Consider the following 24449-nt stretch of genomic DNA (forward strand, 5'->3'; position numbering starts at 1 on the left):
GTGTTTAAATTAATAAGCAACTTCCATTTTCACTTTTTTACCTTTTAATTTTTCATTGCTCAATTTATTCAACAAAGCATTCACTTTCTTTCTAGAAACTGCAACGTACGAAGTCGTATCTTTTACTTCGATCAAACCAAGCTCTTCTTTTTGAAGTTCACCTTTCTTAATTAAATATCCTACAATATCCACTTTATTGACCTTATCTTTTTTTCCTGCACTGATGTAGATGGTCTGGAAATAAGGTTTTTCGGGAATTGTATTGAAACCTTCAACACTTTCTTCCGGAGTATCGTTTTTAATGAATGGGAAATTTTCTTCCGCAGTCATAATTAAATAAGCAAAACCTTTTGCATTCATTCTCGCCGTACGACCGTTTCTGTGAATAAAAGCGTCTTCTTTATAAGGCAATTGATAATGAACGATCGATTCAACTTCAGGAACGTCTAAACCTCTTGAAGCAAGATCAGTTGTAATTAAAATTCTTGCAGAATCGTTTTTGAATTTCAGTAAAGCACGTTCTCTTTCGTCCTGTTCCATACCGCCATGGAAGGTTTCTCTATCGATCCCTTTTTCACGTAAAAGCTCAGAAATACGGTCAACCGCTTCTCTGTGATTACAGAAAATAAGCGTTCTTTTGTTACCGATTTTACAGATAAGATTAAATAAAGTATCCAACTTTTCTTCAGAAATCGTCATTACTTTTTTTAACTGAATATCGGGTTTTGATTCACCTAATTTTAAAAAATCAACAATTTTTTCATTTTTCAATCCCGTAAACTCCGGAATTTCATCCATTGCTGTTGCAGAAGTAAGAATTCTTTGCGAAAGATTTTTTAAAGAATTAGAAATGAACTCCATATCTTTATGAAAACCCAGTTCCAGCGCTTTATCAAATTCATCCAATACCAACGTCTGAATCGTTTTCGGATCGAAATTATTATTTCTTAAATGGTAAACAATTCTTCCCGGCGTTCCGATTAAGACAGACGGAGCTTGAACTAAATTATTAACTTCAATCTTTTTATCGTGACCACCATAACAAACGGAAACCTTAAAATCTGTTCCCATCGATTTGAAAACCTGCTCAATCTGTAATGCCAATTCTCTTGAAGGGATTAAGATCAAAGTCTGAATTCCCGAAGCATCTTTTTTTAGATTTCTCAAAACTGGAAACAAAAAAGCAAGCGTTTTTCCTGAACCGGTAGGAGAGAGCAAAACAACGTCTTGGTTGCTTTGAGTATTTTTATATGTAGATTTCTGCATCTGATTCATATCCTGAATCTGCAGTTTTTGATATATTGATTCTAATTCCATTTTGCAAAGGTAAGGTGATTTTGTTTTCTATTGAAATTCCAATCAATATTTATTTGATTTACGGTAAACCGTAATTATCTTGGGTCTATTGATAATAGATTTGGGTTATTAAATTTTATTAATGATTTAAAAAATAATAACCAGCCATGAAATTATACCAAACCCTCGAAACCCAGCTTAAAAAAGAACCCAATTATGTATCCGACAATAATGAGCTTAAAAAATGGGTGGTACTCAATAAAGCTCAAAATTTTGATGAAGAACTGATAGAGTTGTTATTAGACGATTCCGATTTAAAAGAAAAATTTTTCATTAAGGTAAAAGATACTTTGATATTCAAACAAAATCTTTTCATCCAATTTCTTGAACAGAAAAATTATCTCAACGACAGTTACACTCAATTTAAAAATAAAGTCGGTCTGTCAATTGATGGCAAATATCTGAAACAGCGCAACGAGGTAGCTTTGGTTTGGCCTTTTAAAGACTGCGTTTTAGAAGGTGGACAAAGCCGTGAAGAAGACAAAAGAGAAGAAATTTTCTTTAATGAAACTTTGGCGCAGGACGAGATTACCGAATTGCTTGATCCAAAAGTTTTTACCAATGCCAAGTTATTTGATAAAGATGGTGAAAAAAGTTTTAATCAATTTAATAGAAATGAAAACGGAACTATTACTGATAATCTGATTATCAAAGGAAATAATCTTCTCGCATTGCATTCTCTAAGGAAAGAATTTGCCGGAAAAGTAAAGCTTATTTATATTGATCCTCCATATAATACGGGAAATGATGGTTTTAAATATAATGATAGCTTTAATCATTCTACTTGGCTGACTTTTATGAGGAATAGACTTTCCATAGCAAAGGAATTATTAAGTAAAGATGGGGTTATTTTTGTACAATGTGATGATAATGAGCAAGCTTATCTTAAAATTTTAATGGATGAAATTTTTAAGAGAGAAAATTTTATATCTTCAGTTGTATGGCAACGTTCATATTCTCCGATAAATTTGAAAAAACATTTTTCTGACAATCACGATACAATTCATTGTTACACCAAAAAGCTAAAATGTTTAAATAATTTTACTATTTCAAGAAACGAAAAAGCAACAGAAAGATATAAAAACCCAGATAATGACCCAAGAGGATCCTGGATGAGTAGTGATATTTCAGTTGGACCACCTATAGAAAAAAATATCTATCCAATTATCAATACTAAAGGTGAAAGTATTTATCCACCTAAAGGAAGGTCTTGGTCTTTTTCAAAGGAAAGGATGGAAGAACTTCTAAAAGATAATAGAATTTATTTCCCCATAAGTGGAAATAGTGTTCCTAGATTTAAAAGATTTCTAACAGATGTAAAAAATGGAATTGTTCCAATGAGTTTATGGACATATCAAGAAGTTGGTCATACTCAAGATGCAAAAAGAGAGATTAAAGATTTATTTGATGGGGAAGTTGCATTTGAAAGTCCTAAACCTGAGAAACTAATGCATAGATTTATTGAGATAGCAACAAGTGAAGGAGAGATTGTTTTAGATTTCCATTTAGGAAGCGGAACAACTGCCACAACAGCACATAAAATGAATCGTCAATATATAGGAATTGAACAGATGAATTATATAGAAACCGTATCTGTTGAACGGTTAAAAAAAGTAATCGATGGCGAACAAGGTGGCATTTCCAAATCAGTAAACTGGCAAGGCGGTGGTTCATTCATTTACTTCGAGCTCAAAAAATACAACCAAACCTTTATTGAGAAAATAGAAGAAGCTCAGGATTCTGAAAATCTCTTGAAAATTTGGGAAGAAATGAAAACCAAATCCTTTCTTAATTATAATGTTGATATCAAAAAGCAAGAGCAACATTTCGAAGATTTTAAAGCATTACATCTAAAAGAACAAAAACAGCATCTTTGCGAACTGCTCAACAAAAATCAGTTGTATGTGAATCTTTCTTCACTTAACGACAAAAATTTTGAGTGTACATCGGAAGAAAAGAAAGTAACAAAAGATTTTTACCAAATAAAAAAATAACAAATGGCATTTCTATACGATACACTTTTACAGGAATTCGGAAAAAGAGCCATCTCTCAGATTTCAATTCCCACACACATTTCAGATAATTTGAAATTTAGTCAAAGACCTTATCAGCAAGAAGCTTTTCAGCGTTTTATTCTCTGTCATTCGGAAAATTTTGCAGGGAAACCAAATAAACCGCTTCATTTACTGTACAATATGGCAACAGGAAGCGGAAAAACGTTGGTAATGGCGGGTTTGATGCTTCATTTGTATGAAAAAGGATACCGAAATTTTCTATTTTTTGTGAACAGCAATAATATCATTCAAAAAACGAAAGACAATTTTCTCAATTCTCAAACATCTAAATATCTGTTTAATGATAAAGTTGTCATCAACGGAAAAGAAGTTTTATTAAAAGAGATTGATAATTTTGACGAAGCCGATCAAGAGAATATCAATATCAAATTTACAACGATCCAACAGTTGCATATTGATTTGAATAATACCAAAGAAAACAGCGTCACGTACGAAGATTTTACAGATAAAAAAATAATAATGATTGCCGATGAAGCGCATCATTTAAGCAGTGGTACAAAAGCGGGAAATCTTTTTGGAAGTTGGGAGGAAACAGTTTTGAAGATCCTTCATCAGAATTTTGATAATATTTTGTTGGAATTTACGGCAACTTTGGATTATGAAAGTCGAGAAATTATCAATAAGTATAAAGATAAAGTAATTTATAAATATGATCTTTCACAGTTCAGGACAGATAAATTTTCCAAAGAAATCAATCTTGTACGTTCGTCGTATGACGAGAAAGAACGTATCATTCAGGCGTTGATTCTTAATTTGTACCGTCAGGAATTGGCAACGATTAACAATATTAATTTAAAACCCGTTATTCTTTTTAAAGCAAAGAAAACAATTAAGGAATCGGAACAAAATAAGGAAAATTTCCACAAACTGATTGATGATTTATCTGAAACGATGGTCGAAAAGATAAAGAAAACTTCTACCGTTTCCATTGTGCAGAAGGCTTTTCAGTTTTTTGAAGCCAAAAATATTTCGTTGAATGAGATTGCAAAACGTATTCATATCAATTTCCGGGAAGAAAATTGTCTGAGCGCCAATAATGATTCTGAGGCAGAGAAAAATCAGATTTTGCTCAACACGTTGGAAGATGAAAACAACCCGATTCGCGCTGTATTTGCGGTTCAGAAACTCAATGAAGGTTGGGATGTTCTTAATTTGTTTGATATTGTAAGATTATATGAAGACCGCGACGGAAAAGACGGAAACCCAGGTAAAACAACACTTTCTGAGGCGCAATTGATTGGTCGTGGAGCAAGATATTATCCTTTTGCGCTGGAAGAAGGTGAAGATAAATTTGTCAGAAAATACGATGATGACATTTCAAATGATTTAAAAATTCTGGAAGAACTTTATTATCATACAAAAGAAGACAGCCGTTATATTTCAGAACTGAAAAAAGCTTTGATAGAAACGGGAATTTATGAAGATGAGGCTAATTTAGAAACTAAAAAACTTACTTTAAAGTCAACATTTAAAAATTCTGAATTATATAAAAAAGGGTATGTTTTTTCTAATAAAAAGCTTCTCAAAAATTTTGATAAAGTAAAATCGTTTATCGATTTGGGAGTTACTAAAACCAATTATCGGCATCATCTTTCTTCAGGTTCTGGGAGAGTTTCCAGTGTGTTTTTTGAATTGGAAAGTCCGGTTTCTTTTGATAAAGCTATAAAGTCTAAAGACGTTGAAGTTAAAAATATCCCGAAACATGTTATCACATATGCATTAAGCCAGAATCCGTTTTATTATTTTGATAGTCTTTCACGGTACTTTCCGAATATTTCGTCGCTTTCAGATTTTATTGAGGATGAAAATTATTTGGGAAATTTAGAAATTACTTTCCTCGGTAATTATAGTCGTCTTCAGGAAATTTCACACTTTGATTATCTTCAGGCGCTAAACGGTTTATTGCAAAATATAGAAACGGATATTAAAAATAATTCTACTGAATATGAAGGCTCAGAATATTACTCACAACCTATTCGCGAAGTTTTCAGGGATAAAGAAATCAGAGTGAATAAATTAAGCGAAAGAGCAAAAAGTCAATCCGAAACGAGTGATAAATTCAGAGTTAATTTAGACAAGGAAGATTGGTTTTCTTTCAACGATAATTTTGGAACTATTGAAGAAAAGGCATTTGTTTCATTATTTTCTAGACGTTTTGAAGGTTTCAGCCACAAGTTTGAAAATATTCATCTCATTCGGAATGAAAGAGAAATTAAAATTTTTGATAAATATGGTCGGGCATTTGAACCGGATTTTTTACTGTTTTGCAGTGAACGAGCCAATAAGCAATTAACTTTTCAGGTATTTATCGAACCGAAAGGGGCTCATTTAATAGGATATGACAAATGGAAAGAAGACTTTTTGAAAGTCATAGGAAACGAAAAAAAATCTATCAAAATTTATACAGATACCTACAAAATTACAGCAGTTCCTTTCTATAATTACGGTAATGAAAACGAGTTTAAGAGGGTTTTAGAAAGTATATTTGAAATTTAAGATTATTGTATTTAATTTAAATAAATTCCGTATCTTTGCACCACTTTTTGTGGGTAAGGTTTGAAAAGGTAAATTGTTATAAATTAATTACTTCCGTATTTTTTAAATCCACATTTATTCAAACCATTAAAAAAGAAGGAATACAAATTTTATTAGAAAATGTCAAAAGAGACAAATTCAGCAGAGGTTATTTTAAACCAAAACGTAGCACCAGAACAATTTGACTGGGATTCTTTCGAATCAGGTCTTGATGCAGATGCTAGAAAAGAAAAAAGTGATTTAGAGGAAATCTACAACGGATCTCTTAGCAGTTTAAACGATAACGACGTTATCACTGGTAAAGTTGTAAGATTAACTGATAAAGAAGCTATCGTAGACATCGACTTCAAATCAGAAGGTGTTATTTCTCTTAACGAATTCCGTTACAACCCAGGCCTAAAAGTAGGTGACGATGTGGAAGTAATGGTAGACAGAAGAGAAGACAAAACAGGACAGTTACAGTTATCTCACAGAAAAGCTAGAACGCTTAAAGCTTGGGATAGAGTAAACGAACTTCACGAAACTGGAGAAATCGTTAACGGTTTTGTTAAGTCTAGAACTAAAGGAGGTATGATCGTTGACGTACACGGAATCGAAGCATTCTTACCAGGTTCTCAAATTGATGTTAAGCCAATTAAAGATTACGATCAGTTCGTAGGAAAAACTATGGAGTTCAAAGTTGTGAAAATCAACCCTGAGTTCAAAAATGTAGTTGTATCTCACAAAGCATTGATCGAAGCAGATATCGAAGGTCAGAAAAAAGAAATCATCGCTCAGCTTGAAAAAGGTCAGGTTCTTGAAGGTACTGTTAAGAATATTACTTCTTACGGTGTATTCATTGACTTAGGAGGTGTTGATGGATTGATCCACATTACAGACCTTTCTTGGTCTAGAGTGAACCACCCATCTGAAATTCTTGAGGACGGACAGACTGTAAAAGTTGTTATCCTTGATTTTGATGACGAGAAAACAAGAATCCAGTTAGGTATGAAGCAATTAGAAGCTCATCCTTGGGATGCTCTTTCTGCTGACATGAAAGTTGGTGACAGAGTAAAAGGGAAAGTAGTAGTTCTTGCTGACTATGGTGCATTCGTAGAAATCGCTCCAGGTGTAGAAGGATTAATTCACGTTTCTGAAATGTCTTGGTCTACTCACTTAAGATCTGCAGGAGATTTCGTGAAAGTAGGTGATGAAGTAGAAGCTGAAGTACTTACTTTAGATAGAGAAGACAGAAAAATCTCTCTTGGTATCAAGCAATTAAGCAAAGATCCATGGGAAAATATCGAAACTAAGTATCCGGTAGGATCTAAGCATGTAGGAACTGTAAGAAACTTTACTAACTTCGGAGTATTCGTAGAGTTAGAAGAAGGTATCGACGGTTTGATCTACATCTCTGATCTTTCTTGGACTAAGAAAATCAAGCATCCATCTGAGTTCTGTGCAGTTGGTGATAAATTAGATGTTGTAGTTCTAGAATTAGACATCCAAGCTAGAAGATTATCTCTAGGTCACAAACAATTAACAGACAATCCTTGGGATGCATTCGAAACTAAATATGCTGAAGGAACTATCCACGCTGGTAAAGCGGTAGAAGTACACGATAAAGGTGCTTCTGTACAGTTCGAAGATGCTGAAGTTGAAGCTTTCTGCCCTTCAAGATTATTAGAGAAAGAAGATGGATCTAAAATCAAAAAAGGTGAAGATGCTCAATTCAAAGTAATTGAATTCAACAAAGAATTCAAGAGAGTAGTAGTTTCTCACACAGGTATCTTCAGAGACGAAGAGAAGAAAAATGTAAGAGATAACTCTAACAACAACAGATCTAATAATAATACATCGTCTTCTTCAAACAACGAAGAAAGATCAACTCTTGGTGATATCGATGCATTAGCAGAATTGAAAAGAAAAATGGAAGAAGGTAAATAATCCTTAATTCATTTTATAATATTAAGCCACTCTTTTGGAGTGGCTTTTTTTGTTTTTAAATCTAATTTATATCTAAAAAGAGTCAAATATATTTTAAAACTCTCTTTCATTGCTTATGTATACGATAAACTTGATTTATCTTTAAATAAAATTAAATAAAACATTAATTTTTTGTTAAATATTTGTAGATTAGCGGCTTTATTAGTGTATATGAAAAAAGTAGCTTTACCCCTTTTATTTGCAGTATCTGCAATTTTTCCTTCCATTGTGTTTGGACAAGATAATGAGAAGTTAATTAAAGATTATATTTCTCAAAATAAGATTAGAGAATATAAAAAGTCTGATCTTACCAACTTTATTATTGGTAATACCGATGAATCTAAATCATTGAATGGGAATGTTGTAAAATTCCAACAGACTTATAACGGACTTCCGGTATACAACGCAGAAGGAACTGTGCTTGTAAGGGATAATAAAATTATTTATTATTCGGATAGTTTTTTAAAAGATTATAGTTCTGCAGTTTCGAATACTGCAACGGTAAGTAAAACGGCGGCACTTCAAAAAATTTCGCAGAATCTGCAAAAACAACAAGTTGAATCTTATCCTATACTTGGTTTCTCTGATGTAGAGCCTCAGAATGGGAAGGCTGCTAAACAGAGATTGGTTTATGTTGAGGATGCAGGAACTTTGAAATTAGCTTATCAGTTCTCACTTCCTGAGCCAAATTCTCCAAGTTATTGGGATATTTTGGTTGATGCTACAAATGGAAATATAATCAGCAAGCTAGATCTGAATTTATCATGTAATTTCCATAATGATGCTTTTTCTCATGATCATACGCATTTTCAAAATAATTTCGTAGGACCTTTAAATAGTGTTGCTAATCAGAGCGCAAATTTCTTAGCTCCGGATAATGCTTCATATAATATTTTTCCTTTACCATTGGAAGCACCTACTTTTGGATCAAGAGCAACTGTAAACAATCCTTGGATTCTTACTGCTTCACCGGAAGGATGGCATTATGACGGAACAACTCGTTATACAATTACAAGAGGAAATAACGTACATGCTTATGAAGATACTGCAGGATCTAATCTTGTAGGTTTTTCTCCAGATGGGGGGGCTTCAAGAAATTTTAATTTTCCATTTAGTATTAATGCAGATCCATTTACTAACCAAAATGCTGCTATTACAAATTTATTTTACATAAACAATAAAGTTCATGATATTTTCTATGTGTTTGGTTTTACACCGGCAGCAAGAAATTTCCAAGCAACAAATTTTGGACTAGGAGGTGCTGGAAATGATTATGTTCTTGCAGAAGCTCAAGATGGTGGAGGTACCAATAATGCAAATTTTGCTAGCCCTTCAGATGGTAGTAAACCAAGAATGCAAATGTACCTTTGGTCAACTGTAAACAGACAATTTTTTTATAATGCGCCAACAGCAGCTGTTCCTCGCCAACCGGCAAATGGAACCGCACTATTTGGTAATCCGTTAGATGCTACAGGAGTTACAGGAAATGTTCAGCTTTCTTCAGTTTTAGATGGATGTACAGCTTTACCTGGAGGTTCACTTACGGGGAAAATAGGTTTGGTAGAAAGAGGAACTTGTGCTTTTACTGTAAAGACTAAAAATTTACAGGATGCAGGAGCAACCGCTGCTATTATTTATAACAATACAGCCAATGGAAATACAATCGGAAACATGTCTGGTACGGATGCTACTATTACAATTCCGTCGGTATTAATTGGTAATACAGAAGGAGAATATATTAAAAGTCAACTTTCAGCAAATACAACTGTAAATGTTACTTTAAAAGATGATCCTGCTACAAGTATTACTCCTGATGGAAGTTTTGATAATGGTATTGTTATCCATGAATATGGCCATGGAATTTCAAATAGACTGACAGGTACAGGATCTGGCTGTTTAAGTTCTACAGCAGATAAAGAGCAAATGGGAGAAGGTTGGTCTGATTTTTTTGCTATTATGCTAACAAATAAAGCGGGAGATAATGCGTCTGTTGCTAGAGGAACAGGTACTTATGCTCTTGGTCAACCAATCACAGGAAGCGGAATTAGACCTGCCAAATATTCACCGGATTTTACAATTAACGACTATACCTATACAGATACAAATGGCATGGAATATAATAATGGAACGGCAATTGTTCCAGACGTGCATTCTATTGGTTTTGTATGGGCAACCATGTTATGGGATCTTCATTGGCAGTATGTTGCTAAATACGGATATGCTTCTGATGTAACTTCAAATACAACAAACGGTAGCTCACGAGTTTTACAATTGGTAACAGACGCTTTGAAACTTCAGGTTTGTAATCCAACGTTTGTAGATGGTAGAAATGCAATTTTGCAAGCAGAAACTGGCAACGACAGGAGGTGCTGACAGATGTATGATCTGGAGAACGTTTGCAAAAAGAGGGTTGGGAGTAAATGCTTCTGCTGGATCTAAAACAAATATCAATGATCAGGTTCAGGATCTTACAGTACCTGCAGATTGTGTACTGGCAACGGATGAGGTAAAAGCTGTTAAAAATAACATTTCAATTTATCCAAACCCTGCTAAGAATGAATTCTTCATTAATTTCCCAAGCAATACTTTAGGAAAAGTAAGTGTTGAGATTTATGATATGTCTGGAAAATTAGTATCTTCAGAAGATAAAATTTCTCCTGATGCTAAGAAATCAATTTCTACAGATAGATTAATCAACGGAACGTATATGGTGAAAGTAAAAGGTATCGGTATCGATGCTGCATCAAAGGTTATTGTTAAAAAATAACAAATAATTAATTTAAAATATAATGATAATGACTGTTCTTAATAGAATGGTCATTATTGTTTTAAAATATATTTTAAAAAAAGTTTTTGATTGAATAATATTTGTAAATTAGCACCTTTATTAATCAATATGAAAAAGAGAACTCTACCCCTTATGTTTGCTGCTTTAGCAGTTTTCTCATCTTCAAGTTTATTTTCTCAAAATAACGAGAAGTTAATTAAAGATTATATATCTCAAAATAAAATTAGAGAATATAAAAAAGCTGATCTTACTAATTTTAGTATTGATGTGAGTGACCATTCTGAAAGTATGAATGGAGATGTTGTGAAAATACAACAATTGTATAAAGGTATTCCTGTTTATGGATCTTTAGGTTCAGTTTTGATAAAAAACAATCAGGTAGTATTCTATAATGATACTTTTGAAAAGGATTATCAGAATGTTGATGCAAATGTTCCTTCAATTACAAAAGAAGCTGCTTTTGGATTTGCTTCGAAAGGAACAAATATTGAAGATCCTAGTAAAATTACAATCTTGAATTTTCATGATGCAGACACAAAAAATATGCTATTTGCCAAACAGCAATTGGTATATGTGAAAAAAGATCAAAATCTTGTTTTGTGTTATGAATTTACTTTTCCTGAAAAGAAAACACCAAATTATTGGAATATTTTAGTGAATGCAACTACTGGAGAAATTGTTGAGAAAAATAACCTTAACCTTAGTTGTAATTTTGTTGAGCATCCATTTGGACATTCTGATGAAAATAGTTTAGCGATATTCCCATTAGGAAAAGAAAATTATCAACAAGAAAACGTTAAAACAAGTTTATTACTTTCTCCGGATAATGCATCATATAATGTATTTCCTTTTCCGATAGAAGCTCCAACATTTGGATCAAGAGCTGTAATTACAAACCCTTGGAATCTTACCGCTTCACCTGAAGGATGGCATTCTGATGGGACGAATCATTACACAAATGCTCAAGGTAATAATGTTTTTGCTTATCAGGACTTAGATGATTTCGATTCTTTTTCAGGAGTAACTGCAGAAGGAGGTGCTTCAAGAAATTTCAATTTTCCATATACTGCAGGAGCACTTGCTTTAACTAATCAAGATGCATCAATTACAAACTTATTTTATGCAAATAATATGGTGCATGATATTTTTTACAAGTTTGGTTTCACTCCTGTAGCAAGAAACTTTCAGAAAAATAATTTTAATTTAGGAGGTGCAGGAAATGATTTTGTAAATGCTGAAGCACAAGATGGTGGAGGTACTGCTGTAACTGCTACTGTGCAAAACTATAACAATGCAAATTTTGCAACACCGCAAGATGGTGGTAGTGGGAGAATGCAAATGTATTTATGGGTAAATGATGCTCAAAAATTATTTTATAATGCACCAGCTTCAGCTACAACTAGAACTCCGGTTACTTTTACTGCTCAATTTGGTCAACAGATAACAGGTGTACCGGTTACAGGACAGGTAAAATTATCACCAGTTCTAGACGCTTGTACAGCTCTTCCTGCAGGATCTTTAACAGGTTTTATCGGTTTAGCAGAAAGAGGAACTTGTGATTTTGTTACAAAAGTTGAAAACATGCAAAATGCTGGAGCGACTGGAGCAATTATATATAATGCTGTTAGTTCTGCTGCTCCAGGAAATATGGGAGGAACTAATTTGAACATTTATATCATGTCTGAGCTGATAGATAATGCTGAAGGGGAATATATTAAGACTCAATTAGCAAATAATGTTCCTGTAAATGTTTCAATGAGCTATAGCACAAAACAAGACGGTAGTTTTGATAATGGAGTTATGATTCATGAATATGGTCATGGGATTTCTAATAGATTAACAGGAAATGGATATACTTGTTTACAATATACTCAAAGTAAAGAGCAAATGGGAGAAGGATGGTCCGATTTCTTTGCGTTAATGCTTACCAATAAAGCGGGTGATAATGCCTCTGTAGCTAGAGGTATGGGTACTTATGTATCAGGAGAAGGTATTTCTGGGGATGGTATCAGACCTGCAAAATATTCACCAGATTTTACAATTAATGACTTTACTTATGGTGATACAAACGGAATGGAATTCTTAAACGGTTCTACTATGGTTCCTGATGTTCACTCAATCGGTTTTGTGTGGGCAACCATGTTATGGGATCTTCATTGGCAGTATGTTGCTAAATATGGTTATGCTTCTGATGTAACTTCAAATACAACAAACGGTAGCTCAAGAGTATTACAATTGGTAACAGACGCATTAAAACTTCAGGCTTGTAGTCCAACGTTTGTAGATGGTAGAAATGCAATTTTACAAGCAGAATTAGCAACTACAGGAGGTGCTGACAGATGTATGATCTGGAGAACTTTTGCAAAAAGAGGGTTGGGAGTAAATGCTTCTGCTGGATCTAAAACGAATATCAATGATCAGGTTCAGGATCTTACAGTACCTGCAGATTGTGTACTGGCAACGGATGAAGTAAAAGCTGTTAAAAATAACATTTCAATTTATCCAAACCCTGCTAAGAACGAATTCTTCATTAATTTCCCAAGCAATACGTTAGGAAAAGTAAGTGTTGAGATTTACGATATGTCTGGAAAATTAGTATCTTCAGAAGATAAAATTTCTCCTGATGCTAAGAAATCAATTTCTACAGATAGATTAATCAACGGAACTTATATGGTGAAAGTAAAAGGTATCGGTATCGATGCCGCATCTAAAGTTATCGTTAAAAAATAATTTAAATAATTACTTATATTTTATAAATCGGCGTAAGCAAAGCTTGCGCCGATTTTATTTATCTATCATTTTAGGCTTCCCGATTATTTTAATTAATAAGTTGTAACTTTGCGGGCTGTTCAAAAAATGAATTATGGAGAAGAAAAATATACTAAAAGGAGTTTTATTTGTAGGAATCGGGGCAAGTATATATGGTATGTTGGCGACTTTTGTTAAACTCGCTTATCAGGAAGGTTATACAACTTCAGAAGTGACGACCTCTCAATTTATTTTGGGGTTGCTAGGTCTTTTAATTTTGAATTTTATTCAGACGATTACTTCAAAAAAGACGTTGCCTTCACCCACTGCAAAAGAAGTCAGAAATCTAATGATAGCGGGAACTTCGCTTGGCTGTACGAGTCTTTTTTATTATATTTCGGTTCAGTATATTAATGTTTCGATTGCCATTGTATTATTGATGCAGTCGGTTTGGTTTAGTGTTGTGGTAGAAAGTTTTTTGACAAAAAAATTACCCAATGCAAGAAAAATAATCTCTGTAGTTATCGTTTTAATCGGAACAGTTTTAGCAACAAATTTAATCAATACAGAAATTCAGCTAGACTTTAAAGGGATTTTCTGGGGACTATTGGCTGCGGCTTCCTATACTTTAACAATGTTTACATCCAACACTTTAGCGACACATTTACCCGTTTTCAGGAAAAGTATTATCATGCTTTGTGGCGGTTCAATTGTTATTTTTGTATTCTTATTTTTTGCTCAGATTGGTCCGCTTCACTTTGGTGGTTTAAAGTCAATTTATCTAAATTTTACTGATAATACAGAACATATTCACTCTTTCCGATATTCAATTTTGTGGAAATATGGTTTTGTTTTGGCGTTGTTTGGAACAGTGATTCCGCCGATTTTATTTAATATTGGTTTTCCGAATGCAGGTTTAGGATTAGGAAGTATCGTTTCGTCTTTGGAACTTCCGGTTTCCGTGACGATGGCTTTCGTTTTATTGGGCGAAGAAGTGATTGCCGTTCAATGGTTGGGAATTGTTTTAATTCTTTTCGCTATTGTTTTAATGAATTTACCATCGCAGAAAAACTACAAATCAGTAGAAATATCTTAAAAAAATTATAATTAATACATAGAAACCGTTTCTTTTGAAGCGGTTTTTTTATTTTTAATACTAAATAAAATTTTATGAAGAATTTTAAAAATGCTGTTACAGTTTTAATGTTTTCAATTGCGTCAAATTTTACGTTTGGTCAGGTGAAACCTTTGGATGCAGAACTTACCAATTATCAATATCCTTACGAGGTTCATTTTCTCAATTTTAAATCTCAAAATAACGATTTGAAAATGGCGTATATGGACGTAAAACCAAAAGCCTCAAACGGAAAAGTAATCATGCTTCTTCATGGTAAAAATTTTAATGGAGCATATTGGGAAAAAACGGCAAAAGATCTTTCAGATAAAGGATTCAGAGTGATTATTCCGGATCAGATTGGGTTTGGGAAATCTTCAAAGCCTCAAAGTTATCAGTTTTCATTTTCACAATTGGCGGAAAATACGAAAGCCATTTTGGATGAATTAAAAATAGATAAAACTATAGTTTTAGGTCATTCAATGGGAGGAATGGTTGCGACGAGATTTACATTATTATATCCTGAAAAAGTCGAAAAATTAATTCTGGAAAACCCGATTGGACTGGAAGATTATAAAACTTTTGCTTCTTATCAAACAATCGATCAGGCGTATCAATCGGAATTAAAAAATACCGCAGAATCTTATAAAAATTATCAACTTAAATTTTATTATGATAACAAATGGAAAGCAGAATATCAACCTTGGTTAGATTTAATTGCAGGCTGGACTTTGCATCCTGATTATCCGAAAGTAGCTTGGGATGCAGCTTTAACATCGGATATGATCTACAATCAACCGGTTTGTTATGAGTTTAAAAATATTAAAACGCCGACATTGTTAATTATCGGAACGAGAGACAGAAACTGCGATAGGAAAGGACAGAGCTCCAAAAGAACTTCAGTCAAAAATGGGGCAATATCAGGAATTAGGAAAAAAAACGCAACAGCAGATTTCAGGTTCAAAGTTAGTTGAAATTGAAAATGTAGGACATCTTCCGCATATTGAAGTGTATGATAAATTTTGGAATGCCTTGTATGATTTTATAAAGTAGGAAGGTGGAAGCTGGATGCTGGAAGTTTATAGAATTGAGAATATATATTGTTGTACACAATATTTATCAGAGATCGGATTGGGAAAATCCTTGTTTAGATTTCTTTGGAATGGCGAACTTTGTGGTTATTTCAAAATGTTGAAACACCGACAAAAATCCTAGCCCTGATTGCAGTGAAAATCCTTTTTTGAAAAAAAAGATTGCAACGGAAAGCAGGAAATAGCTCCTGAAAAAATTATTAATGATGAATTGTTAATGATAATAAGAGTAAAAACCCCGAAATAAAAAGAGACCGCTAAAATTAGCAGTCTCTTTTCGTATGTATTGTTGTCTGAATTATTTCTTCTTGTAAGAAGCATCTTTAATTCTAGCTTTCTTACCTCTAAGATCTCTGAAGTAATAGATTCTAGATCTTCTAACTTTACCTTTTCTGTCAAGCTCAATTTTTTGAAGAGCAGGCATGTTGATAGGGAAAACTCTTTCTACACCTACATCACCAGACATTTTTCTGATAGTGAAAGTTTTTGTAGAACCAGTACCTCTTAATTGGATAACTGTTCCTTTGAAGAACTGAGTTCTTGTTTTTTGACCTTCCTTAATTTCGTAATAAACAGTGATTGTATCACCCGCTTTGAATTCAGGGAATTCTTTTTTTGTAATGTACTTGTCTTGTACGTACTTTAATAAATCCATTTTTAATAAAATAAAATGTTAAGGCTAAGCAACTTACACGCACTTCGTCAGAGGTTGAATAACAGGTTGCAAATATAAGAAATAGTTTTTAAATATTCCAAATAATTAATCATTAAAAAGTATAAATATTTCGATGAAATTTTGCTTAAAAATTAACAGTTCCTTTAAGTTCCCATCAGACTGAGTTTATATAGGAACTCTACTTTTGCACGATGGTAAAAGCTTGAATCAATGCTTTTTAAATGATTGACACACAATTTAAAACATACACACACTTAAACGAACTACAATGAAACATTACGTATTTTTTTTCTTTTTCGTCGTCCAGATGGCATTTGGGCAGGCTTTATTTCCCTATTTGCAAAATCCGACACCGAGTTCGATGATTGTCAACTGGAAAACATCTTCGAATAACGAAACAACCGTTATCTACGGAACAACTCCGACCAATTTGAACGTTACTTTTACAGGAACGACCAACATTTTTTCAGATACAGGATATAATAACAACTATTATTATCACACGGCAAAAATCGCCAATTTACAGCCCAATACAAAGTATTATTATAAGATAAAAACAGGCGCGAGCGAATCTGCAGTTTATAATTTCAGGACGCTTCCTTTGCCGGGACAACCTGTTACGGCAAATGGAAAAATCCGTTTTCTGATCATGGGAGACAACCAAATTAAGGCTGAACCGAGATATGATACTTTAACGTTAAATGCCTATAAAAAATTAAAAGAAAAATTTGGAGCGACTTCAGATCCTTCCGATAACGTTGCTTTGACGTTTATGGTTGGAGATCAGGTAGATGTAGGAACTTTGGATCATTATGAAAATGTTCATTTTAAAAAGAATATTCAATTATCACCTTATCTTCCTATCCAAACCACGGTTGGAAACCACGAAACGTACGGAACATTGGGAATGAATTCTTACTACGCTCATTTCTATATTGATGAAATTAAATATAAAAACATCTCTTCAGGAAATGAAAATTATTACGCTCAACAAGCTGGAAACGTTTTGTTTATAAGCTTAAGCTCCGAACATACAGGAGCTGCTCAAATGACTTGGCTTCAGCAGATTTTAAATGAAGCAAACAATGACTCTACGGTAGATTGGATCATTTCTTTAAGTCACAGACCTTATCAGGCGGAGCAATATGTCGGAGATATTTCGACTTGGGTAAGAAATAATGCAGTTCCGCTTTTAACGACTTCCAATAAATATTTAATGCACGTTGGAGCGCATCACCACTTGTATCACAGAGGTCAGTTGAAGGAAAGCCCGAATTATCAGATTATTTCCGGTGGAACGGCTTGGGATCAATATTGGGGAATGTCTACGGAACAAGATTTTGATGATGTTCAGAAAACATTGACCGATTGGACGTATCAAATTGTTGAAGTCGACGTTAATACAGGAAAAGTTGATGTAGAATGTTACTCAATCGGAGGAGTTCATCACAGAAAATATAACGAATTGGTTGATAGTTTCCACCGTTATAAAAATCAGCCGAAACCTGCGAAACCATCTATCTCAAATACTTTTCCGGCTCCCGTTACTTTACCTTTAACATTAAATGGAAGTACATTTTCAAGTACAAACGGAGAGTTATTAAATACAACACAGTTTTTAATCAGTAAAGCTGCCGATTTTTCTGTTATTGAAAAGGAATTTTACAGAGACTTTGAAGACTGGTTCGGAAAAGAAGGAACAGGAACTCCGGATTATACCAAAAACCAGAATGCGAATGTAGATATTACAAAAGCTACTATTGCCTCAAATTCAATTACAAACGGAAATTATTACGTTAAAGTTCGTTACAGAGACAGAAATTTAGAATGGAGCGATTGGAGCGATGTTAAACAATTTACGGTAACAGGAAGTGTAGTTTCAAATCCTACTTTTACCTTAAATAAAACAGAATATACCCAAAACGAACCGATTACAGCGACTTTCACAGATGGTCCCGGAAACAATCAGGATTGGGTAGGAATTTATAAAAAAGGTCAGAATCCTGCTTCCATCGCTTCTCAAGCGTATGTGTATACCAACGGACAAACGGCAGGAACAGCCAATTTTCCTAATGGTATTGCTAATAAAGGTCAATATTTTGCAGGATTTTTCGCGAACAATGGCTACACGGAAATTACAGCAAGAAAAAATTTCTATGTAGGACCAAAAGTTGTATTATCAACCACTGCAGATACTTATCCTGTTGGCGGAACGGTGACGGTAAATTTCAGTAACGGACCTAATTTAGTAAAAGACTGGATCGGTATTTACAAAATGGGTCACACTCCCGGAAATGTAAACTCCACACAATGGAGTTATGTGACGACACCTGCAGGAACGCTTAATTTTACAGGTCTTGCGAAAGGGTATTATTATGCTCAGTATTTCTTGGAAGACGGTTATACAACGGTTGGAGAAAAGGTTTTCTTTAAAGTCGGAGACATTGTTACGGAACTTTGGACGAACAAACCGGTCTATACTTTAGGTGAAAATATTACGGCTTCTTGGACGGATTCTCCGGGAATTATTAAAGACTGGTTGGGAATTTATCCTCAAAGTGTTACCATTCCGGATGATAATTTTGTTTCTTATACGTATTTCGACGGAGTGACTCAAGGCACGAAAACAATTCAGGGAACAGCAGTTCCTGCGACTCCGGGGAATTATTATATGGTAATGTTTACAAACGATTCTTACACCGAGGTTTCAAATAGAGTTCAGTTTCAGGTTACAGGAGCCACTTTAGGAACAGGAGAAGTGAAAAGCACAGAAAAGAATGTCGTTTTATATCCAAATCCAACAAAACCGGGTGAACCGACGTTCATAAAAAGTGATTATCCGATTGAAAAAATCGAACTGCTTTCAGCCAACGGAGATCTATTGTATGAATCTAAAAACATCAATAATCAACGTTTTTCTATGGTTAACGAAAATCTTCCGAAAGGGGTGTATTTCGTGAAAGTTCACACAAGAAAATTATTTACTATAAAATTGATTATTCAGTAAAATTTAAATTCATATTAAAGAAGAGTCCTGAAAGGACGATTTAAAAGAGGATTGGATAAAGTCCAATTAAATATAATTAGGTAATAAAATCGGGGAAAATTAAAACTTTCCCCGATTTTTATATCATGTCAGTTTCAGGTTAATCATCAGTTGATTTCAACGCCCAAGCAATCAAAGGAGCTTGCATAAAAAGTCTTGCCAATCTTTGATTATCTGTATTTAATCCAAAAGAATCTCTTCTGTTTTTATATTGAGCAATATTTCCGGGAAGTACCGCTGCGAAAAACCCGGCTACAACTTGCCCCATTGTTTTTCTGTACTTTTTGGGAGTTGCGATGACAACCGTTCCCAATACTATTTCAGCAATTCCCGAATATACAACGGTATCATCTTTTTTCAAAGGAACCCATTCCGGAACCTGCGCCTGAAATTCTTTTCTCGCAAAAGTTAAATGACCAATTCCTGCTGTAATAAGAAATGCACCGAGAGCAATTCTTGAGATGTCTTTCGTTTCCATAATAATAAATTTTGTGGTGATGTTGATGATAATTAAACCAAAATCAGACCACTATAAATTGTTTTTTCCATGGAAATATACCTTATGCAAAAGGGAGAGTTAATGTGATAAAAGATTTTCAGCAGTATTTTACTAGTAAACAGTAGAAATTTTATCGTAGATAAAATCTTTGCGCCTTAAAAACATTGTTATAAATTTTATATTGCGCCTTTGCGATTTCCAATTGTCAAAATAAAAGGTTAAAAATATTTATCGATAAGGATTAACCTTTTTCTTTAAAAATCGATCAATTCCAAAAGTTTTATAGCCGTATAACGAAAACATTCCTAATAACATAATGTATAAAACCTGTGGCAAATAAAAGAAATACGTTAACCAAATATACATTTCCATTGGCTTTTTCCCGACTTTCGGATCAATAGGAATCAATTCTGCGGGAATAGAGTGGATGTCTTTAGTAATAAGCGCAATCAGCATGACAACAATCAAAGCAAAAGAACTAAGTCTTGTGAAAAGTCCTATTATTAAAAACAGTCCCCAAATCATTTCATTAGCAGCAACGAAATTGGCGGTCAGTTGCGGATTTAAAAATCCAAGGTCAGTAATGGTTTTTAACATATAACCTTGAAAAACAGGATGGAACAGTTTGTTGAATCCGGTTATAAAGAAAAATAAACCGATACTCAATCTGCAGAGCACATAAAAGATGTCTCCAATTTTGTTGAAATTTTCTTGTTTCATTTGTACAGTAATTATGAGGGATAATTATTTTTACAATATGTTATTTTTATTATGTGAAATATTTAACATAATGTATTTATTGTTCCCAAAAATATAAAAAGTTTGCGTAAGATTCAAAAAAATTCTGAACTTCGGATATATGAGAAAAATTATTAAATTTAGCCAACAGAAAAATCGAATATTTCATGATAGATAAAAGAGTAAAAAATGCAAAGGAAGCCATCGAAGGAATTAATGATGGGATGACGTTGATGTTGGGCGGATTCGGACTTTGCGGAATTCCTGAAAACTCAATTAATGCTTTGGTAGAGAGTGATGTAAAGGATTTGACTTGTATTTCAAACAACGCAGGAGTTGATGATTTCGGGTTGGGATTATTGCTTCATAAAAGACAAATCAAGAAGATGATCTCTTCTTATGTCGGAGAAAATGCCGAGTTCGAAAGACAGATGCTTTCCGGAGAATTGGAAGTTGAGCTTACTCCACAGGGAACTTTGGCAGAAAAATGCAGAGCTGCACAGGCGGGAATTCCTGCTTTTTACACGCCTGCAGGTTTCGGAACTGAAGTTGCGGAAGGTAAAGAAGTAAAAGATTTCGACGGAAAACCGCATATTCTGGAACACGCTTACAAAGCAGAATTTTCTATCGTTAAAGCTTGGAAAGGCGATCACGCAGGAAATCTTATTTTCAAAGGATCGGCAAGAAATTTCAATCATCCGATGGCGGGAGCGGCAAAAATTACCATCGCAGAAGTGGAAGAATTGGTAGCACCGGGAGAATTAGATCCAAACGAAATTCACATTCCGGGAATTATGATTCAAAGAATTTTTCAGGGTGAGAAATTTGAGAAAAGAATTGAACAAAGAACGGTTAGAACGAAAGAATAATTCTTTTTTGATCGGGAATATCAAAAGCTTTTTAACATATTAGAACACTTAAGAAAATTTAAAAACTTTGAAAATAATTAAGATCACATAAGAAGAAAATCAAAGATTTTCAAAAACTAAAGTGTTAAACCTTTTTCAATTAAAAAATAAAACAAAAGCGCTGAAATATTTTCAGCGCTTTATTTATGTTGTTATGATTCCGGTGAAATAAGCATTTTTCTTTCCCCGATTTGCTGTCTCCACATGGCGTAATACAACCCTTTTTCGGCAATCAAATTATCGTGAGATCCCATTTCAATGACTTGTCCGCGTTCCAAAACATAAATTCTGTCTGCATGCATAATCGTACTTAAACGGTGCGCAATAAGAACCGTAATCTGCTCTTTTTCTTTGGAAATATCTTTTATCGTAGATGTAATTTCTTCTTCCGTAATACTGTCCAAAGCAGAAGTGGCTTCATCAAAAATCAATAAATGAGGCTTTCTTAAAAGCGCTCTTGCAATGGCAATTCTTTGTTTTTCACCACCACTTAATTTCAGTCCGCCTTCACCGATTACGGTTTCGATGCCTTTTTCGGCTCTTTCCAACAACGCGGTACAACTTGATTTCTGCAAAGCAATTTCTAGATCAACTTCTGTCGCATCAGGATTTACAAAAAGAAGGTTTTCTTTGATGGTTCCTGCAAAAAGCTGCGTGTCTTGGGTTACAAAACCGATTTGATTTCTCAGTTCATCAAAATCAAATTCTTTTCCGTTGATAGAATTGTAAAAAATATTTCCTTCCTGCGGTCTGTACAATCCAACGAGTAATTTTACCAACGTACTTTTCCCGGAACCACTTGGTCCGACAAAAGCGATGGTTTCGCCGTTTTTAACATCAAAAGAGATATTATTTAATGCTTTATATTGAGCAGATTGATGTTTAAAAGAAACATGTTTGAATTCCAGTTCTTCAATCGCACCGATTTGTTTGGGATGAAGCGGTTTTTCTTCCACATTTTTTTTCATTAAATTATCAAAATTAAAAAGAGAAGCTTCTGCTTCACGGTAAGAAATGATGATATTCCCGATTTCCTGCATCGGTCCGAAAATAAAGAATCCATAAAACATCAGCGATAAATATTGTCCCGGAGTCACGATGTTTTTAAAAATTAACAACAGCAAAGTCATCGTGATCATCTGCTGAAGAAAATTCACCATCGTTCCCTGAATAAAACTTAAAGAACGGATACTTTTTACTTTTCTAAGTTCAAGTCCAAGAATTTTGTACGTGTTATTGTTCAAACGGATCACTTCCTGATTGGTTAATCCTAAACTTTTAACGATTTCAATATTTCTTAAACTTTCCGTGGTACTTCCAGCCAAAGCCGTAGTTTCTGAAACGATATTTTTTTGAATGCCTTTGATTCTTTTACTCAATAAATTAGTAATAAATGCAATCAGGAAAATTCCGCAAATATAAACAGGCATAATCGACCAATGCAAACGAATCGCGTACACGGAAACGAAAATAATGCTCACCAAAATTCCGAAGAAAATATTAATAAAATTGGTGATAAATTTTACGGTATCTTCTCTTACTTTCGTTAAAATAGATAAAGTTTCACCACTTCTTTGGTCTTCAAATTCCTGATAAGGCAACGCCATGGAATGTCTTAAACCGTCTGTAAATATTTTCGCACCAAACTTTTGAGTGATAACGCTTACTACATAATCCTGAAAGGCTTTCGCAATTCGGCTTATCATCGCTGTTCCGATTAATAATGCTAAAAAATAAAATACGCCATGATAAATTCCTTCTCCGTATAAATATTGGTCAATATTTCTGGGTAACAGTTTTTCTTTATCAAAAAAATTGGGATGCGTAACCAGTTTATCGAGGATATTACCGGTAATTGCCGGAGCAAATAAAGAAAAAACCTGATTAATGGTTGCCAGAAATAAAGAAAAGGCAATCAGTAATTTGTAAGGTTTAAGATATTTTAATAATACTTTCATTTCTAATAAATAATGGTGCAAAATTAACAATATTATTTTGACTAACAGTGTTAATAATTTTTATGATGATCTGTAATTCTTTAGAATTGAAGAAATCTTTGTGTTAAAAATAATATTATTATCCTTGTCAAGGTTTTAAACCTTGACAAGGATATTTTCTGAAGACTTTGCTAAAACAGCATTATAATTAAAAGCAAATATTCAAAGTAATTTTGAATAACAAAGACCTTTTGTATTCAAGTGAAAATATTTAAATTGCAGGCTAAGTTTTTAATATGCTCACAAAAGAACAAATTGCTAAAAGAATTTCAAAAGAACTGAAAGACCGTTACTACGTAAACCTTGGAATAGGTATTCCTACTTTGGTCGCTAACTACGTTCCAGAAGGGATTTCCGTAGAATTTCAGAGTGAAAACGGAGTGTTGGGAATGGGGCCTTTCCCTTTCGAAGGCGAAGAAGATGCAGACATCATCAATGCAGGAAAACAGACGATCACGATTTTAGAAGGGGGTTCATTCTTCGATTCTGCTTTCAGTTTCGGGATGATCAGAGGTCAGAAAGTAGATCTTACGATTCTTGGAGCAATGGAAGTTTCAGAAAACGGAGACATCGCCAACTGGAAAATCCCAGGAAAAATGGTAAAAGGAATGGGTGGCGCCATGGATTTGGTAGCTTCTGCAGAAAATATTATCGTGGCAATGATGCACGTAAATAAAGCGGGAGAAAGCAAAATCTTAAAAAAATGTACACTTCCTTTAACGGGTGTAAACTGTGTGAAAAGAGTAGTAACCGAATTAGCAGTTTTAGACATAACTCCGGCTGGTTTCAAGCTTGTTGAAAGAGCTCCGGGAGTTTCAGTAGAACATATTATAAAATCTACAGAAGCAGATCTGATTATTGACGGAGAGATTCCTGAAATGCAGTTTTAAATAAAACAAAAACCTTGTCATCG

General features: G+C 33.9%; 15 protein-coding genes and 1 pseudogene. 11 read left to right on the top strand and 5 right to left on the bottom strand.

The window, feature by feature from the left end; genetic code table 11:
• Positions 1–9 precede the first annotated feature (9 nt).
• Positions 10–1317 (bottom strand): DEAD/DEAH box helicase, encoded by a 1308-nt coding sequence (locus tag J3D55_RS08850; protein ID WP_259130451.1) that lies wholly within the window; start codon positions 1315–1317, stop codon positions 10–12.
• 146 nt (positions 1318–1463) lie between these two features.
• Here J3D55_RS08850 and J3D55_RS08855 point away from each other — a divergent pair, with 146 nt between their 5' ends.
• The 8 genes and pseudogenes from J3D55_RS08855 (at position 1464) to J3D55_RS08890 (ending at position 15634) form a co-directional block, all read left to right on the top strand.
• Positions 1464–3350 carry a DNA methyltransferase gene (locus J3D55_RS08855; RefSeq protein ID WP_259130453.1) on the top strand — a complete coding sequence of 629 codons (1887 nt, stop codon included), beginning with the start codon at positions 1464–1466 and terminating at the stop codon, positions 3348–3350.
• A gap of 3 nt (positions 3351–3353) precedes the next feature.
• Positions 3354–5927: a DEAD/DEAH box helicase family protein gene (locus tag J3D55_RS08860; RefSeq protein WP_259130456.1), complete on the top strand. Its 2574-nt coding sequence runs from the start codon at positions 3354–3356 to the stop codon at positions 5925–5927.
• 159 nt (positions 5928–6086) lie between these two features.
• Positions 6087–7892 carry a 30S ribosomal protein S1 gene (rpsA, locus tag J3D55_RS08865; protein ID WP_259130458.1) on the top strand — a complete coding sequence of 602 codons (1806 nt, stop codon included), beginning with the start codon at positions 6087–6089 and terminating at the stop codon, positions 7890–7892.
• A 171-nt stretch (positions 7893–8063) separates the two neighbouring features.
• Positions 8064–10304 (top strand): T9SS-dependent M36 family metallopeptidase, encoded by a 2241-nt coding sequence (locus tag J3D55_RS08870; protein ID WP_259130460.1) that lies wholly within the window; start codon positions 8064–8066, stop codon positions 10302–10304.
• A complete protein-coding gene (locus J3D55_RS08875) occupies positions 10261–10698 on the top strand; it encodes a T9SS type A sorting domain-containing protein (protein ID WP_259130463.1) in 438 nt (145 codons plus the stop codon). The genes J3D55_RS08870 and J3D55_RS08875 overlap by 44 nt, the downstream gene beginning before the upstream one ends.
• A gap of 129 nt (positions 10699–10827) precedes the next feature.
• Entirely contained in the window at positions 10828–13449 is a 2622-nt protein-coding gene (locus J3D55_RS08880; RefSeq protein WP_259130465.1) for a T9SS-dependent M36 family metallopeptidase, read from the top strand.
• 133 nt (positions 13450–13582) lie between these two features.
• A complete protein-coding gene (locus J3D55_RS08885) occupies positions 13583–14563 on the top strand; it encodes an EamA family transporter (RefSeq protein WP_259130467.1) in 981 nt (326 codons plus the stop codon).
• Between the two features lie 74 nt (positions 14564–14637).
• Positions 14638–15634: pseudogene (locus J3D55_RS08890) on the top strand (alpha/beta fold hydrolase).
• Positions 15635–15970: 336 nt separating this feature from the next.
• Here J3D55_RS08890 and rplS read toward each other — a convergent pair.
• Complete coding sequence (rplS, locus tag J3D55_RS08895; protein WP_047398112.1) at positions 15971–16327, bottom strand: 50S ribosomal protein L19; 357 nt, start codon at positions 16325–16327, stop codon at positions 15971–15973.
• Between the two features lie 289 nt (positions 16328–16616).
• Between rplS and J3D55_RS08900 the strand changes: the two genes are divergently transcribed.
• Positions 16617–19355: a fibronectin type III domain-containing protein gene (locus J3D55_RS08900; protein ID WP_259130470.1), complete on the top strand. Its 2739-nt coding sequence runs from the start codon at positions 16617–16619 to the stop codon at positions 19353–19355.
• A gap of 139 nt (positions 19356–19494) precedes the next feature.
• Here J3D55_RS08900 and J3D55_RS08905 read toward each other — a convergent pair whose 3' ends face one another.
• Complete coding sequence (locus tag J3D55_RS08905; RefSeq protein WP_259130471.1) at positions 19495–19872, bottom strand: DoxX family protein; 378 nt, start codon at positions 19870–19872, stop codon at positions 19495–19497.
• 249 nt (positions 19873–20121) lie between these two features.
• Positions 20122–20613, bottom strand: a complete 492-nt coding sequence (locus tag J3D55_RS08910) for a DoxX family protein (RefSeq protein ID WP_259130472.1) — start codon at positions 20611–20613, stop codon at positions 20122–20124.
• A gap of 185 nt (positions 20614–20798) precedes the next feature.
• Between J3D55_RS08910 and J3D55_RS08915 the strand changes: the two genes are divergently transcribed.
• Positions 20799–21500, top strand: a complete 702-nt coding sequence (locus J3D55_RS08915) for a CoA transferase subunit A (RefSeq protein ID WP_259130473.1) — start codon at positions 20799–20801, stop codon at positions 21498–21500.
• A 191-nt stretch (positions 21501–21691) separates the two neighbouring features.
• On the opposite strand, the gene J3D55_RS08920 is transcribed toward J3D55_RS08915, so the two are convergent.
• Complete coding sequence (locus J3D55_RS08920) at positions 21692–23497, bottom strand: ABC transporter ATP-binding protein (protein WP_259130474.1); 1806 nt, start codon at positions 23495–23497, stop codon at positions 21692–21694.
• 275 nt (positions 23498–23772) lie between these two features.
• Between J3D55_RS08920 and J3D55_RS08925 the strand changes: the two genes are divergently transcribed.
• On the top strand, positions 23773–24426 hold the full coding sequence (locus J3D55_RS08925) for a CoA transferase subunit B (RefSeq protein WP_259130475.1): 654 nt from the start codon (positions 23773–23775) through the stop codon (positions 24424–24426).
• Positions 24427–24449: the final 23 nt, after the last annotated feature.

The organism is Chryseobacterium ginsenosidimutans (assembly GCF_024807225.1).
In the GTDB taxonomy this organism is placed as follows: domain Bacteria; phylum Bacteroidota; class Bacteroidia; order Flavobacteriales; family Weeksellaceae; genus Chryseobacterium; species Chryseobacterium ginsenosidimutans.